This window comes from Luteimonas changyuni (assembly GCF_039548395.1).
Classification (GTDB): Bacteria; Pseudomonadota; Gammaproteobacteria; order Xanthomonadales; family Xanthomonadaceae; genus Luteimonas.
Genome location: NZ_JBCLUZ010000002.1, coordinates 15,757 through 30,179, shown reverse-complemented (window position 1 = coordinate 30,179; position 14,423 = coordinate 15,757). Strand labels below are relative to the sequence as shown.

The following is a 14,423-nucleotide window of genomic DNA, read 5'->3' as shown; positions in this document are numbered from 1 at the left end:
GTGCGGGATAATCCGCGCATGATCGACACCCGCCCGCCCGTCATTGCCCTGATGGGCCCGACCGCGTCGGGCAAGACCGCGTTCGCGATCGACTGCTCGCAGCGCCTGGGCGGGGAGATCGTCAGCGTCGACTCGGCGCTGGTCTACCGCGGCCTGGACATCGGCGCGGCCAAGCCCACGCTGCAGGAGCGGGCAGGCGTTGCGCACCATCTGCTCGACATCCGCGACCCGTGGCAGCCGTACTCGGCGGCCGCGTTCGCCGCCGATGCCCGCGCCGCGATCGACGCCATCACCGTGCGCGGCCGGCTGCCGATCCTGGCCGGCGGCACCGGGCTGTACTTCCGCGCCCTGCTGCAGGGCCTGTCGGCGATGCCTTCGGCCGATGCCGCGCTGCGTTCGCAGCTGGCCGGCGAGGCGCGCGCGCGCGGCTGGGCGGCGCTGCACGCCGAGCTTGCGCAGGTTGATCCGGCGGCCGCGCGGCGCATCCACGCCACCGACGCGCAGCGGATCCAGCGTGCGCTGGAGGTCCATCGCCTGACGGGCCGCGGGATCAGCGAATGGAGCGCCGATCCCGCGCCGCCGCGGCTGCCGTACCGGGTGCTCAAGCTGGTGCTGGCACCGCGCGACCGCGCGGTGCTGCACGGGCGCATCGCGGGACGCTTCGATGCCATGCTCCGGGCCGGCTTCCTGGCCGAGGTCGACGCCCTGCGCGCGCTGCCGCAGCTGCGCGACCATCCGGCGCCGCTGGACCTGCCGGCGCTGCGCGCGGTGGGCTACCGGCAGGCGTGGGAGCACCTGGACGGCGCGACCGATGGCGAAGCGTTCCGGGAGCGGGCGATCGCCGCCACCCGTCAGCTGGCCAAGCGGCAGATGACCTGGCTGCGCGGCGAGCTTGACGCGCGCTGGTTCGATCCCGCGACCGACGGCGACCGCCTCGCGCGCGGGCTCGGCGAATTCCTCGGATGAATGCGTTTCCTGCGCCTTTTGCGCGCCCGTCGTCACGCCACCGCCTGCAGGCGCCGGCCAAGGGGCCCCGGGTCGTATAAGATCGGCGCGTCGCCGCCGGGGAGCGGTTGGGCGACGCGGCATCTGCGCCATTCCATAACAACAATAAAACAGCTGGGGAACACCGAATGTCCAAGGGACAGTCCTTGCAGGATCCTTTCCTGAACGCCCTGCGCCGTGAGCGGGTGCCGGTCTCCGTGTATCTGGTCAACGGCATCAAATTGCAGGGGACGATCGAATCGTTCGATCAATTCGTGGTGCTGCTGCGCAATACCGTCAGCCAGATGGTCTACAAGCACGCGATCTCCACCGTGGTTCCGGCGCGCAACGTACGCGTGGGTCCGGGCGGCGGCGTGGTGCAGGCGGCAGATGACGCCGACGCCCCGGACCATGGGGCCGACGAGGCCGAATGATCCTTGCGTCGTCGCCATCCGGCCCCATGTCAGGGGCCATGACATACAGCCGACGACCGAATGCCCACTGAGCTCTTCGAGCGCTCCCGCGGGGGCGAGAACGCCCTCCTGGTGCAGCCGCACTCCGGGGGACCGCCCGACGAAGGTGCGCTGGAGGAGTTCGCCGAGCTGGCGCGCTCGGCCGGCGCCACCGTCGTGCACGTCATGCCGGCGCGCATGGCCCGCCCGAATCCCGCCACGCTGCTTGGCAGCGGCAAGCTCGACGAGATCAAGGCCGCGGCCGAGGCCACCGGCGCCGACCTGGTGCTGGTGAACCACCCGCTGAGCCCGGGCCAGGAGCGCAACCTGGAGAAATTCCTCGAGCGGCGCGTCGTCGACCGCACCGGCTTGATCCTCGACATCTTCGCCCAGCGCGCGCGCAGCCACGAAGGCAAGCTGCAGGTCGAGCTCGCCCAGCTGCGGCACATGGCCACGCGCCTGGTGCGCGGCTGGAGCCACCTGGACAGCCAGCGCGGCGGTGCCATCGGCCTGCGCGGCCCCGGCGAAACCCAGCTCGAGACCGACCGCCGGCTGCTGCAGAAGCGCGTCGAGCAGCTGCAGGCCCGCCTGGCCAAGGTCGAGGTGCAGCGCACCCAGATGCGCAGGTCGCGCGTGCGCAGCGAACTGCCGCGCGTCGCCCTGGTCGGCTACACCAACGCCGGCAAGTCGACGCTGTTCAACGCCCTCACCGGCGCCGACGCCTACGCCGCCGACCAGCTGTTCGCGACCCTGGACCCGACGGTGCGCAAGATCACCCTGCCGGGCGGGCACGTGGTGCTGGCCGACACCGTGGGCTTCGTCCGCGACCTGCCGCATGAGCTGGTGGCGGCCTTCCGTTCGACCCTGAGCGAGGCCCGCGAGGCCGACCTGCTGGTGCATCTGATCGACGCGTCCGATCCGCTGCGCGAAGAGCGCGTGGCCCAGGTGGACGACGTCCTGGCCGAGATCGGCGCCGGCGACATCCCGCAGCTGCTGGTCTACAACAAGATCGACCGGCTTGGCGTGCCCGCGCGCCACGACCAGCCACACGCCGGCGACCACATCGATGAGGCCGCGGTCCGCGAGCGGGTATGGATTTCCGCCCGCGACCACGAGGGCATGGACCTGCTGCGCGCGGCGCTGGGCCGCCGCCTGGGGCTGCGCCGGCTGCACGGCGAAGTGCGCCTGCCGCCGGGTGCCGGCCGCCTGCGCGCGCACCTGCACGAGATCGACGCCATCCGTGCCGAGGCGCATGACGAGCACGGCTGGACCCTCGACATCGACCTGCCGCTGAGCGACGCCCGCCGCCTGGCGGCGCAGGCCGACGGCGAACCCCTGCGGCCGCTGCTGCCCGTGGCCTGATGACCGGAACACGCGCGCGGCGGGCCTGCCGCGCGCGCACCTTGTAGAATGTCCCTTCGCTGCCGGTCCCGGTGGCGGGATCCCCAGACTGGAGCCAGCATGGCCTGGAACATCCCCGGCAAAAACAACGACGACCGCGGTTCGGGCCGCAACGACGACAACGGTCGCCGCCAGAATCCCTGGCCGCCGCGCCGCAGCAGCGGCGGTGGCCGCGGCCGTGGTCCCTTCGACGGCATCCTCGACCAGCTTCGCGGCATGTTCGGCGGCGGCGCGGGCGGCGGCAATCCGCTGCGCTGGATCGGCATCGCGCTGGCGCTGTGGCTGGCGTTCAACTGCTTCGTGCTGGTGGGCGAGCAGGACCGCGGCGTGGTGCTGCGCTTCGGCAAGTTCGCCCGCGTCATGCAGCCCGGCCCCAACTTCAAGCTGCCGTGGCCGATCGAAAGCGTCACCAAGCTCAACACCACCGGCGTGCGCACCTTCAGCAACAGCCTGCCGGTGCTGACCCGCGACGAGAACATCGTCACCGTGTCGTTCAACGTGCAGTACCGCATCAGCGACCCGCAGATGTACCTGTTCGGCTCGCGCGATGCCGACAACGTGCTCGAGCAGGTCTCGCAGAGCGCGGTGCGCGAGCAGATCGGCCGCGCCAACCTGGACTCCGCGCTCAACGCGCGTGGCCCGCTGTCGGCCGCCGCGGCGACGTCCCTGCAGGCGTCCCTGGACACCTACCGCACCGGCCTGATCGTGACCGAGCTCAGCCTGCAGGACGCGCGCCCGCCGGAGGCCGTCAAGCCGGCCTTCGACGAGGTCAACAGCGCCCAGCAGATGAACGAGCGCCTGGTGAACGAGGCCCGTGCCTACGCCGCGCGCATCGTGCCCGAGGCACGAGGCCAGGCGCAGCGCGTGCGCACCACGGCCGAGGGTTACAAGACCGCCGAGGTCGCCCGCGCCACCGGTGACGCCCAGCGCTTCACGCTGCTGGTCAACGAGTACGCCAAGGCGCCGGAAGTCACCCGCAAGCGCCTGTGGCTGGAGACGGTCGAAGACGTGCTGGCCGACAACCGCAAGGTCGTCGGTGGCGACGGCCAACAGCTGATCTACGTGCCGATGGGCGGGCAGGGCGGCGCGCCGCAGCAGCCGCTGCTGACCCCCGACATGGTCTCGCCGACCGTCAACGCCGCGCCCGAACTTGATCCGAGGCCCGCAGCGGCGCCTGCCAACCTGCCGCGCCCGCCGCGCGAGGGAGCCACCCGATGAAGCCGCAATTCCTCGTCCCCATCGTCCTGGTCGTGATCCTCGGCCTGCTCGGCTCGATGTTCATCGTCCGCGAAGGCCAGGTCGGCCTGGTGCTGAACCTCGGCCGCGTCGCGCGCACCGATCTCGGGCCCGGCCTGCACTTCAAGATCCCGATGGTGGAAAGCGCGCGCGTGTTCGACCGCCGCTTCACCGCCAACGAGTTCCCGCCCGAGCGCTCGCTGACTTCCGAGCGCAAGGACGTCAGCGTCGACTTCGTCGCCATCGGCTTCATCGTCGACGTCGCGGACTTCTACCGCGCCACCGGCGGCAACGAAGAGCTGGTGACCGACCGCCTGGCGCCGATCATCAAGGACTCGCTGCGCAACGAGATCAACTCGCAGACCCTGACCCAGCTGGTGTCGGGCGATCGCTCCGAGCTGATCGACCGCCAGCTGCCGGGCATCAACGAAGGTGCCCGTACCCTCGGCATGCAGGTGGTCGACATCCGCTTCAAGCAGATCGACCTGCCCACCGACAGCGAAGTGATCGGCCAGGTCTACGACCGCATGCGCGCCGAACGCCGCCAGGTGGCCAGCGCCCTGCGCGCCGAGGGCGAGGAGCAGGCGCGCATCGTCCGCGCCGAGGCCGACCGCGAGCAGACCGTGCTGCTGGCCGAGGCCGAGCGCGACGCGCAGGTGCTGCGAGGCGAGGGCGATGCCCAGGCCGCGGGCATCTACGCGCAGGCCGCCAACCGCGACCCCGCGTTCTTCGCCTTCCAGCGTAGCCTGGACGCCTACCGGCGTGCCTTCTCCTCTGGCGAAGCGGTGATGGTGCTGGAGCGCGACGACCCGTTCCTGCAGTACATGCGCAGCGACCGCTGAAGCGTGGGCGCCGGGCGTGAGTGACCTGTGGGCCGCCCTGTGCCTGGTGGCCGTGTTGGAGGGGCTGCTGCTGTTCGCAGCCCCGGGGGCGTGGAAACGGGCCATGGCGCAGATGCTGGCCACCCCGGACCGCCAGCTGCGACGGATCGGCGGCTTCGTGCTGGCCGCCGGCCTGCTGGCCCTGTGGTGGCTGCGCCAGGGCTGAACGCGCCAAGGCAGCACGCCGGGCTGGCCCCCGGCGTAGAAAGCCGGGATAATCCAGAAAAGCCGGAAGGGCCCGCTGCACAGCGCGGACCTCCGGCTTTTTCCCGTTCAAGGAGCAGTGTCATGGGTCAGTCGGTGGTGGTGCTTGGCGCCCAGTGGGGCGACGAGGGCAAGGGCAAGATCGTCGACCTGCTGACGCAGGACATCGGCGCGGTGGTGCGCTTCCAGGGCGGCCACAATGCCGGCCACACGCTGGTGATCGGCGGCAAGAAGACCGTGCTGCACCTGATCCCGTCGGGCGTGCTGCGCGACGACGCGCTGTGCCTGATCGGCAACGGCGTGGTGCTGTCGCCGGCGGCGCTGATGAAGGAAATCGGCGAGCTTGAAGAAGCCGGCGTCGAAGTGCGCTCGCGGCTGAAGATCAGCCCGGCGACGCCGCTGATCATGCCGTACCACATCGCCCTCGACCAGGCGCGCGAGAAGGCCGCCGGCGGCAAGGCCATCGGCACCACCGGCCGCGGCATCGGCCCGGCCTACGAGGACAAGGTCGCCCGCCGCGGCATCCGCGTGGCCGACCTGCATTACCCGGAGCAGCTGGAGGAACTGCTGCGCACGGCGCTGGATTACCACAACTTCGTGCTCACCCGGTACCTGGGCGTGGACGCGGTGGATTTCCAGCAGACCTATGACGAAGCGCTGGCCTTCGGCGAGTACGTCGAGCCGATGAAGTCCGACGTCGCCGGCATCCTCCACGACCTGCGCAAGCAAGGGAAGAAGGTGCTTTACGAAGGCGCGCAGGGCTCGCTGCTCGACATCGACCACGGCACCTATCCCTACGTCACCAGCTCCAACACCACCGTTGGCGGCGCGCTCGCCGGCACCGGCGTGGGTGCGGACGCGATCGACTACGTGCTGGGCATCTGCAAGGCCTACGCCACCCGCGTCGGCGGCGGCCCGTTCCCGACCGAGCTTGACGATGAGGACGGCCAGCGCCTGCGCGACCGTGGCCAGGAATACGGCGCCACCACCGGCCGCCCGCGCCGCTGCGGCTGGATCGACATCGTCGCGCTGAAGCGCGCGGTGGCGATCAACGGCATCAGCGGCCTGTGCATCACCAAGCTCGACGTGCTGGACGGCATGGACAAGCTGAAGATGTGCATCGCCTACCGCTACCGCGGCAAGGAAACCGAGTACGCCCCGCTGGACGCCCAGGGCTGGGCCGAGTGCGAGCCGGTGTACCTGGAGTTCCCGGGCTGGAGCGAAGACACCCACGGCATCACCGAGTGGGACAAGCTGCCGCCGGCGGCGCGCGCCTACCTGCGTGCGCTGGAAGAGCTGGCCGGCTGCCCGCTGTCGATCGTGAGCACCGGACCGGACCGGAAGCACACGATGGTGCTGCAGGATCCGTTTGCTTGAGCGAGCGGCTTTCTGCCTATGAAGGAACCCCGCTACGGCGGGGTTTTTTCTGATGGACGCGCTGAAGTACCTCGGCGGTTATCCGCTGGAGGTGCAGGCGAAGGTGCGCGCGCTGATCGAACAGGACCGGCTGGGCACGCTGCTGGCCGCGAAGTACAGCGACCGCCACGCGGTGCGAAACGACAGCCAGCTGTACGGCTACGTCCAGGACCTGAAAGATCGCCACCTGCGCAAGTCCGCGCCGCTGGGCAAGGTGATCTACGACGGCAAGCTGCAGGTGGTGAAGCATGCGCTGGGGACGCACACCACGATCTCGCGCGTGCAGGGTGGGAAGCTCAAGGCGAGCCGCGAGATCCGCATTGCCAGCGTGTTTCGCGATGCGCCCGCGGAGTTCCTGAAGATGATCGCCGTGCATGAGTTGGCGCACATGAAGGAGGCCGAGCACGACAAGGCGTTCTACCGGCTGTGCATGCATATGGAGCCGGACTACCACCAGCTGGAGTTCGATACGCGGCTGTACCTGACGCAGCTGGATCTGGTGGGTCGGGCCGCCAACGGATCCCCGTCAGCGGGTTGACGGCGTGGGCCTGGCGCGAGCGCTAGCGACCCTGCGCGAACTCCGGGAAGGTCTCCGCCACCGTCGCCTCATCCGGCATGACGTAGAACACCCCGCCCCGCTCGAACGTCGGACGGATGATCTGCTCGTAAAACCCGGGCGCGACGTTGATGCAGCCATGCGTGACGCGGTTGTCGTCCGGCGTGGGTGATGCAAGGCGCTCGGCGCGCTTCTCCGCCGGGACGCCGGTTGCGGTCGGGTGGATGGAGACCGCGGATTCGTAATCCACCCACAGCACGCGCCCGGCGTCGATCGACGGACCGTACCCGCCGACGAAGCGGCCGGCAGGCGTGGTGCGATCCCGGCCCGGGATCTCGCGAAGCGCGAGGCCTGCGACGCCGGGGGCCGTGTGATCGCCCACCGCCGACCCGAACAGCCCGGGCGCCGCGCCGCGAAGCCGGCCGTCGCCGCCGAACACCAGGATCTGCGCGGCGGCCTTGTCGATGATCGCGAACGGATAGCCCTGGCTGTCCTTGGACGCAACCACCCAGCCCGCGAGCTCGATCACCGTGTCGGAGACTTCCTGGTCTCGCGGAAGCTGGTCGAAGGTGGAGACCGCCTGCGCCGCGGCATCCTCCTGGGCGCCGGCCACGCCGGTGAAGCTTGAAAGAGCCAGCGCCAGCGCCAAGGCGACCTGGGCGGTCCGGATCGGATGGTGTGTGATGTGACGGATGGGATCGGTCCTGGAGCGGAGACAGGGAGACAGGCGGAGGCGGGAAAACCGGTGGCCTGCACCGGCCACCGGTCCGGGGTCAGGCCGCCTCACGCGGCCCGGCCCGGCGCGCACTCAGCCGCGCGGCACGCGGCGCGGCGACGACTCCAACTGCTGCACGCGGCCTTCGATCTGGTCCAGCCGCTGATTGGCCCGCTGCGCGCCCTGGTTGGCGGATTCGGCGCTCTGGGCAGCGCCCTGCACCTGCGTGTCGAGGCGGTCGAGGCGCGAGTTGATGCCTGCAAACTCGTCGTCGTAGGTGGCACAGGCGGAAAGGCCCACGGCGGCGACGATCGCGACGCCGAGCGTACGCGCCACCATCAGATGTTGCCGGGTCGGGGACATGGTAGTTCTCCTTCGTCTGGGGTGTCCGAATATAGCGACCTTTGGGCGAGCGCCATGTACAGCCTTCAGCTGACGTTGGAGTACGTGCATTCCCTGTGAAGAGGAGTGGGGGCGCTTGAAACCTCCCTGCTCAGTCCATGTTCGCTATGGCCGTCGTGGCAGGCATCTGCTGCGTCTATCGGGTGTGCTATCCAAGGTCGTCCTGAGCCATCACACGCTTCGAAATCGTGGCAAACAGGCGCTCGACCTGGGCGGCGACGATGTCTATCTGCTGCAAGCAATGGATGAAACCGGCAGTAGGCATGTGCAGGACAAGCAGCAGGCCTATCTCGCGAGATAGGCCGCTTCACGCTGGCGGAGGGTGTGAGGCGGCACGCCACTGCGCCTTTTCTTCGAGCCGCTGCAGCACGATCCCGGCGACCATCGCGGGCACGAACCAGGCCGCTTCGCTCGAACCCACGCCCAGCGCCGCCAGCGCCGGACCCGGACAGTAACCTGCCAGGCCCCAGCCGATCCCGAACAGCGCAGCCCCTGCCAGCAGCCGCGAATCCACCTGCCGCAGCTGCGACAGGGGGAAGTCGTCGGCGAACAGCGGACGACCGCGCCGCAGCACCGGGCGGAACAGCAGCAGGGTGGTGGCCACCGCGCCACCGAGGACGAAGGCGAGCGTGGGATCGAAGTCGCCGGCGACATCGAGGAAGCCGAGGATGCGTCGCGCATCGGTCATGCCCGACAGCGCGAGGCCGACCCCGAACAGCGCGCCGGAGGCGAACGCCGCCGCGATGAAACGCTTCACGCCCAGCCTCCCGCGTGGCGCACGATCCACGTGGTCGCCACCGCCGTGGCCATGAAGGTCGGCACCGCCACAATCGAGCGCAGCGACAGCCGGCCCAGCCCGCACACGCCGTGCCCGCTGGTGCAGCCGTTGCCGAGGCTGGAGCCGAAGCCCACCAGCAGGCCGGCCGCCACCAGCAGCAGCGGCGGGAAGCCCTCGCGCGGGGTCGCGATGCCCGGCAGCAGCGCGATCGACGCGCCGCCGGACAACACCAGCCCTGCAAGGAACGCCAGCCGCCAGGCCAGTTCGCCGCGGCGCGGATACACGACCCCGGCGAGGATGCCGCTGACGCCGGCGATGCGTCCGTTGAGCCACAGCAGCAACGTGGCCGCGAGTCCGATCAGCACGCCGCCGGCGAGCGCCATCAGCCAGGTCGTACTCATGCGCCGATGCCAACGCGGTTGAGCGGCAGCCGCAGGTAGCGCACGCCGTCGCTCTCCGGCGGCGGCAGGTCGCCGCCGCGGATGTTGACCTGCAGCGACGGCAGGATGAGCTTGGGCGCCGCCAGTCCCGCGTCGCGCTCGTTGCGCAGGCGCACGAACGCCGCCTCGCCGACGTCGCCGGCCAGGTGCACGTTGCGCTCGCGCTGCGCGCCGATCGATGTTTCCGCGCACGCGTCGCGGCCATCCGGCGGATAGTCGTGGCAGAGGAACACGCGGGTGTCATCCGGCAGCTCGAACAGGCGGCGGATCGAGCTGTACAGCGTGGCCGCATCGCCGCCGGGGAAGTCGGCGCGTGCCGTGCCGGTGTCGGGCGCGAAGACGGTGTCGCCGACGAAGGCCGCATCGCCGATGACGTAGGTCACGCTGTCGGCCGTGTGGCCGGGGGTGGCGATCACGCGGCCGCCGAGTTCGCCGATGGCAAAGCTGTCGCCGTCGGCGAACAAGCGGTCGAACTGGCGACCGTCGACCGCGAACCCGTCTTCCAGGCCGAACACCGTCTTGAAGCGCGCCTGGATGCCGGTGATGCCGCGCCCGATGGCCAGCCGGGCGCCCGTTTGCGCGCGCAGCCAGGCGGCGGCGGAGAGGTGGTCGGCATGCGCGTGGGTCTCGAGGATCCACTCCACGCGCAGGTGGTGCCCGCGCGCGAAGTCGAGCAGCCGTTGCGCGGAGTCGAATGCCGTGCGGGCGGTGGCGGCCTCGTAATCCATCACTGGATCGACGATGGCGGCGTGGCCGCCGGCGCGGTCGTAGACCACGTGGGAGAAGGTGGACGTGGACGGGTCGTAGAAGCTCTCTACCTGTGGATTCATGATGGGCTTCCATATTATTCAGTAAATGCTAAAGTATGATTCGTCCCGTGTCCTGTCAAGCGAGTCCTGAGTCGATGCCGAGCCGCGCCCCCAGACCGTCCAGCCCCGAGCCGCTGGCCTCCGACATGGCCGTCCACGCCGGCGAGGCGGCGGCCCTCCTGAAAGCGCTGGCCCATCCCGCCCGCCTGCTGGTGCTGTGCCAGCTGGTGGAGGGCGAGCGGACCGTGGGCGAGCTGCAGCCCGCGACGGGACTCGGTGCCTCGGCCCTGTCCCAGCACCTCGCCGTGCTGCGGGACATGGCCCTGGTGCACACCCGGCGCCAAGCGCAGTGCATCCACTATTCGCTGGCGGACGGACCGGCGGTGAGCGTGCTCGAGGCGCTGCACGCCGCCTTCTGTGCCGCGCCGCGACCCCACAACACGAGCACCCTGCCATGACCCCACGACGCAACCTGCCGGCGATCACGCTCGCGGCTGCACTTTCCACCGCACTCACCGCCTGCACCACGCCCGGCGACGTGCGGCGCGCCCAGGCCGACCAGGAGTTGACCATGCCATCCCCCGTGCTCGAACGCTTCGCCAACCCTGTCGCCGGCGTCCATTCCGGCGGCCGCATCACGGCGGATGATCTTTCCGCGCTGCGCGCCGCCGGCATCCGCCACGTCATCAACCTGGCACCGGCATCCGAGACGCCCGGATTCGACGAGGCCGAGGCGGCGCGGGCGGCGGGAGTGCGCTACGACCCCTTGCCGATCGCCGGCGCCGGGGATCTCGACCGTGAAGCGGTGGTGGCTTTCGACCGCCTGCTGCAGGCCGCCGACGCGCCCACGCTGGTGCACTGCGGCAGCGGCAATCGCGTGGGTGCGCTGGTGGCGCTGCGCGCGGCCTGGCTGCAGGGCGCGGACGAGGAGTCCGCCGTGGTGGAGGGCCGCCGCTGGGGGCTCACTGGCCTGGAGGGCGAAGTCCGCCAGCGCATCGCGCGCGAGCGCTGCGTGGCTAACGCGGGCCGGGCCGAACGGGGCACGGACTGCGACGACGCAGGCTGAGCGCGGCTCAGTCCCGGGTGGCCGGGCCCGTTGCGGTGCCGGCATCCTGCTGGACGACGGATCCGGCCTTCGCCGGGCCGGCCGGTTCGCCGGCCACCCTGCGCCGGCCCAGCGCCATGTGCTCGAACACGCCGTCGCGTCGCACCCAGGCGTGGTGCAGGGCGGCGCCTGCATGCACCAGCACCAGCGCCAGCAGGCCGTAGGCCAGCCATCCATGCAGTTCCCGCAGCAGGCCATAGCGCGCCAGGTCAGCTTCCATCAGCGCAGGCAGCACGAATCCGCCCACGCGCACCGGCAGCCCCGCGGCGCCATGCATGGCCCAGCCGGTCAGCGGCAGCGCCAGCATCAGCGCATACAGCGCCCAGTGGCTGGCCCGCGCCACGCCACGCTGCAGCGCGGGAATGCTGCGCGGCAGCGGCGGCGCACGGAAGCGCAGGCGGTTGGCCAGGCGCATCAGCACCAGCACAAGGGCGAGTACGCCGAACGCCTTGTGCAGCTGGATGGCCGGCGTGGTCCAGGGTTGCCAGCGGTCCACCATCGACGCGCCCAGGCTCAACTGCGACAGCAGCAGCGCGGCCATCGCCCAGTGCAGCAACCGGGCGGATACCGGGTAGCGGGTCATGGCGCGCCCTCCAGCAGGGTCTCGCGTGCGCGACGGCGCAGGCTTTCGGCATAGGCCGCGCGGCGCGCGTGCAGGACGGGATCGGCCGACGGCTCGATGCCGTCCGGCAGCACCAGCGGGTCGAAGTTGAGGCCGTTGCAGTCGCCGCCCTGTTGCGCGTGGGCGGAGGTGAGTTCGATGGTGCCGGCATCCACGGTGCGGCGGGCGTCCGGCCACGGCCGGGCACCGTTGTCGACGGGGTCGCCCGGCTCGGCCAGCTGCAGGCGCAGCGTCCAGCGAAGCGGACCCGCCACCAGGCGCTGCTGGAACTCGCGGCTGAGCGCGTCGTCGGTGTGGGGCCCCTCGCCCAGGGCCGCGAACGGCGCCTCCGGCACCACCGCCCAGCGCACCGGCTGGCGCTGGCCATCGGCGTCGACCAGCACAAAGGCGTTGATGCTGTGGTAGCGCGTGTTCGCCCAGCTGTCGCTGGCCTGGTAGCCGGCCTGCCAGGCGCGGAAGGCGGCACTTTCCGGATGTGCGTCGAAGAATGCCGCGATCCTCGTCGAGTCCGGCTTGCCGGTGGCGGCGTCGGGCGCCATCGCACGCAGCTGGTCGTGGAAGGCCTCGGGCGTGCCGACGGCCAGCACAGGAGGCGTGTTCATGGCCATCCGCCACTGCTGGCCATCGGCCTGGGTGATGGCCAGCGCCATGCTGCGCACACCGGCACTGGCCTCGGGGGCGACCGGGCTGCCGCCGCCGATGGACAGCCGTCCCAGCACTGGGGATTCACCGGTGGCGAACAGCGGCGCCGACGACAGCGTCGCGGCGTCGCCCGACGCGATGAAGCGGCCCGACACGCACAGACCGCGGGCGTGCGCGCGGCGGAAGCCCGCGTGCAGCGCGTTGCCGCCGCCCTGCATGGTGTCGACGATCGAGCTGGCGCGGTGGTCGGCACCGGTGCCGAACGCGCCGCGCAGCGCGGCGACGCCGGTGGCGCCGCCTGCGACCAGCACCACGATGAGTGCAGTGCGCAGGGCGCGGGTGCGCGGGGACAGCGGCGTGGACGTTGCGGTGGCCGGGGGGCGGGACTCCACGGGTGGGACCTTCCATTGGTTGGCAGCCGGAGAGGACCGCAGGCCGGCATCATGACCCATCCGCGGCCGGACATCCCGCCTGGGTGAACCTCCTTCCCTGGTGGTGCGCACGGCTGCGTTCACCGTCCGCTGACAGCATGGCGCCGAGCCTTGTACGCATGCACCTGGTCCAGCTTTTCCTGCCGCTGCATGACGACGGCGGCGAGCGCTTTGCGCGCGCGCTGTTCGACGCCGTGCGCGCCGAGCTCACCGAACGCTTCGGCGGCGTCACCGCCTTCAGCCGCGCGCCCGCGACCGGGCTGTGGGAGGACGACGACGGCGAAGTACAGCGCGACGACGTCGTCCTGTTCGAAGTCATGGCCGACCATGTCGACCACGCCTGGTGGCGCCACTATCGCGAGTCGCTGGAGCGGCGCTTCCGCCAGGACGAAGTGCTCGTTCGGGCCACGCCCGTCGAGCGGCTCTAGGCCGCGCCCGGCGTCGCTGGCCTAGACTCCGGGTTCCGCAGCAGCGAGGTGCTTCCATGGCCACCATGCCCCTGATGCCCGCCGCCTTCCTCGGCCACGGCAGCCCGATGAACGCGATCGAGCGCAACCGCTTCACCGAGGCCTGGCGCACGTTCGGCGCCTCGGTGCCGCGCCCGCGCGCGATCCTGGTGGTGTCGGCGCACTGGTACGTCAACGCCACCGCGGTGACCGCGATGCCACGGCCGCGCACCATCCACGACTTCTACGGTTTCCCGCGCCCGCTGTTCGAAGTGGACTACCCGGCGCCCGGCCTGCCCGAGCTGGCGGAGGAGGTCGCTGACGTCGCGAAGCCGGACTTCGTCGGTCCGGACCACGACGGTTGGGGGCTTGACCATGGCACCTGGTCGGTGCTGGTGCACGCCTTCCCCGATGCCGACATCCCCGTGGTGCAGCTGTCGATCAACGCGCAGAAGCCGCCCGAGTGGCACGTCCAGATGGGTGTGCGCCTGGCGGCGCTGCGCGAACGCGGCGTGCTGGTGCTGGGCAGCGGCAACGTGGTCCACAACCTGCGCGCGATGGACTGGAAGCAGCCCGACGCGGCTTTCGACTGGAACACGCGCTTCGATGCACACGCAAAGCAGCTGCTGGCCGAGCGTGCCGGCGACGCCGCGGGCCTGGTATCGCATCGCGACTACGCGCTCTCCGCGCCCACCGCCGAGCACTTCCTGCCGCTGCTCTACCTGGCAGGCATCGCCGCCGCGGCGGGCAAGGGCGCCGACGTACTGGTGGAAGGCCCGGCCTACGGTTCGCTGTCGATGACCTCGTACACGGTCGGGGCGCAGTGCCCGCGGCAGGACCAGGCGGGCGAGGGCGCGGCGGCGCCGTCCAGCGTGGTGCCCGCGGACTCCTCGAACCTGTAGC

20 protein-coding genes are annotated in these 14,423 nt (G+C 70.9%); 13 read left to right on the top strand and 7 right to left on the bottom strand.

Annotated elements, in window-relative coordinates:
• The first annotated feature begins 18 nt into the window (after positions 1-18).
• The 8 genes from miaA to WCD84_RS01325 all read left to right on the top strand — a co-directional run bounded on the left by miaA (position 19) and on the right by WCD84_RS01325 (position 7,112).
• The gene (gene miaA, locus WCD84_RS01360; protein ID WP_343253658.1) at positions 19-966 is read left to right on the top strand and encodes a tRNA (adenosine(37)-N6)-dimethylallyltransferase MiaA; all 948 of its coding nucleotides are present in this window, start codon (positions 19-21) and stop codon (positions 964-966) included.
• A gap of 167 nt (positions 967-1,133) precedes the next feature.
• On the top strand, positions 1,134-1,418 hold the full coding sequence (hfq, locus tag WCD84_RS01355; RefSeq protein WP_343253657.1) for an RNA chaperone Hfq: 285 nt from the start codon (positions 1,134-1,136) through the stop codon (positions 1,416-1,418).
• Between the two features lie 60 nt (positions 1,419-1,478).
• Positions 1,479-2,798 carry a ribosome rescue GTPase HflX gene (gene hflX / locus WCD84_RS01350; RefSeq protein ID WP_343253656.1) on the top strand — a complete coding sequence of 440 codons (1,320 nt, stop codon included), beginning with the start codon at positions 1,479-1,481 and terminating at the stop codon, positions 2,796-2,798.
• A 99-nt stretch (positions 2,799-2,897) separates the two neighbouring features.
• The gene (gene hflK / locus WCD84_RS01345) at positions 2,898-4,055 is read left to right on the top strand and encodes an FtsH protease activity modulator HflK (protein WP_343253655.1); all 1,158 of its coding nucleotides are present in this window, start codon (positions 2,898-2,900) and stop codon (positions 4,053-4,055) included.
• Entirely contained in the window at positions 4,052-4,915 is an 864-nt protein-coding gene (hflC, locus tag WCD84_RS01340; protein WP_343280165.1) for a protease modulator HflC, read from the top strand. Before hflK ends, hflC begins: the two co-directional genes overlap by 4 nt.
• A gap of 16 nt (positions 4,916-4,931) precedes the next feature.
• Positions 4,932-5,120 (top strand): DUF2065 domain-containing protein, encoded by a 189-nt coding sequence (locus WCD84_RS01335; RefSeq protein ID WP_343280164.1) that lies wholly within the window; start codon positions 4,932-4,934, stop codon positions 5,118-5,120.
• 122 nt (positions 5,121-5,242) lie between these two features.
• Positions 5,243-6,535 carry an adenylosuccinate synthase gene (locus tag WCD84_RS01330; RefSeq protein WP_343280163.1) on the top strand — a complete coding sequence of 431 codons (1,293 nt, stop codon included), beginning with the start codon at positions 5,243-5,245 and terminating at the stop codon, positions 6,533-6,535.
• Between the two features lie 52 nt (positions 6,536-6,587).
• On the top strand, positions 6,588-7,112 hold the full coding sequence (locus tag WCD84_RS01325) for a M48 family metallopeptidase (RefSeq protein WP_343280162.1): 525 nt from the start codon (positions 6,588-6,590) through the stop codon (positions 7,110-7,112).
• Between the two features lie 22 nt (positions 7,113-7,134).
• On the opposite strand, the gene WCD84_RS01320 is transcribed toward WCD84_RS01325, so the two are convergent.
• Positions 7,135-7,779 (bottom strand): hypothetical protein, encoded by a 645-nt coding sequence (locus tag WCD84_RS01320; RefSeq protein ID WP_343277873.1) that lies wholly within the window; start codon positions 7,777-7,779, stop codon positions 7,135-7,137.
• 159 nt (positions 7,780-7,938) lie between these two features.
• Positions 7,939-8,208, bottom strand: coding sequence for a hypothetical protein (locus tag WCD84_RS01315; protein WP_343280161.1), 270 nt, complete (start codon positions 8,206-8,208; stop codon positions 7,939-7,941).
• Between the two features lie 115 nt (positions 8,209-8,323).
• Here WCD84_RS01315 and WCD84_RS01310 point away from each other — a divergent pair, with 115 nt between their 5' ends.
• Entirely contained in the window at positions 8,324-8,548 is a 225-nt protein-coding gene (locus tag WCD84_RS01310; RefSeq protein WP_343280160.1) for a hypothetical protein, read from the top strand.
• Positions 8,549-8,554: 6 nt separating this feature from the next.
• Here WCD84_RS01310 and WCD84_RS01305 read toward each other — a convergent pair whose 3' ends face one another.
• From WCD84_RS01305 to WCD84_RS01295, 3 genes are read right to left on the bottom strand one after another with little or no spacing between them, the layout of a single operon-like run.
• The gene (locus WCD84_RS01305) at positions 8,555-9,004 is read right to left on the bottom strand and encodes a YeeE/YedE family protein (RefSeq protein WP_343280159.1); all 450 of its coding nucleotides are present in this window, start codon (positions 9,002-9,004) and stop codon (positions 8,555-8,557) included.
• Positions 9,001-9,426, bottom strand: a complete 426-nt coding sequence (locus WCD84_RS01300) for a YeeE/YedE family protein (protein ID WP_343253647.1) — start codon at positions 9,424-9,426, stop codon at positions 9,001-9,003. Before WCD84_RS01300 ends, WCD84_RS01305 begins: the two co-directional genes overlap by 4 nt.
• Positions 9,423-10,295 carry an MBL fold metallo-hydrolase gene (locus WCD84_RS01295; protein WP_449280039.1) on the bottom strand — a complete coding sequence of 291 codons (873 nt, stop codon included), beginning with the start codon at positions 10,293-10,295 and terminating at the stop codon, positions 9,423-9,425. Before WCD84_RS01295 ends, WCD84_RS01300 begins: the two co-directional genes overlap by 4 nt.
• Positions 10,296-10,420: 125 nt before the next feature.
• Here WCD84_RS01295 and WCD84_RS01290 point away from each other — a divergent pair, with 125 nt between their 5' ends.
• Positions 10,421-10,732: an ArsR/SmtB family transcription factor gene (locus WCD84_RS01290; RefSeq protein ID WP_343280158.1), complete on the top strand. Its 312-nt coding sequence runs from the start codon at positions 10,421-10,423 to the stop codon at positions 10,730-10,732.
• Positions 10,729-11,340, top strand: a complete 612-nt coding sequence (locus WCD84_RS01285; protein ID WP_343253645.1) for a beta-lactamase hydrolase domain-containing protein — start codon at positions 10,729-10,731, stop codon at positions 11,338-11,340. Before WCD84_RS01290 ends, WCD84_RS01285 begins: the two co-directional genes overlap by 4 nt.
• 7 nt (positions 11,341-11,347) lie before the next feature.
• Here the strand turns inward: WCD84_RS01285 and WCD84_RS01280 are convergent, their stop codons facing one another.
• Together WCD84_RS01280 and WCD84_RS01275 are read right to left on the bottom strand one after the other, a co-directional pair.
• Entirely contained in the window at positions 11,348-11,962 is a 615-nt protein-coding gene (locus tag WCD84_RS01280) for a cytochrome b (RefSeq protein WP_343253644.1), read from the bottom strand.
• The gene (locus tag WCD84_RS01275) at positions 11,959-13,035 is read right to left on the bottom strand and encodes a catalase family peroxidase (protein ID WP_343280157.1); all 1,077 of its coding nucleotides are present in this window, start codon (positions 13,033-13,035) and stop codon (positions 11,959-11,961) included. The genes WCD84_RS01280 and WCD84_RS01275 overlap by 4 nt, the downstream gene beginning before the upstream one ends.
• A 158-nt stretch (positions 13,036-13,193) precedes the next feature.
• Between WCD84_RS01275 and WCD84_RS01270 the strand changes: the two genes are divergently transcribed.
• Positions 13,194-13,502, top strand: coding sequence for a hypothetical protein (locus WCD84_RS01270; protein ID WP_343280156.1), 309 nt, complete (start codon positions 13,194-13,196; stop codon positions 13,500-13,502).
• A 56-nt stretch (positions 13,503-13,558) separates the two neighbouring features.
• Entirely contained in the window at positions 13,559-14,422 is an 864-nt protein-coding gene (gene ygiD / locus WCD84_RS01265) for a 4,5-DOPA-extradiol-dioxygenase (protein WP_343253641.1), read from the top strand.
• Position 14,423: the final 1 nt, after the last annotated feature.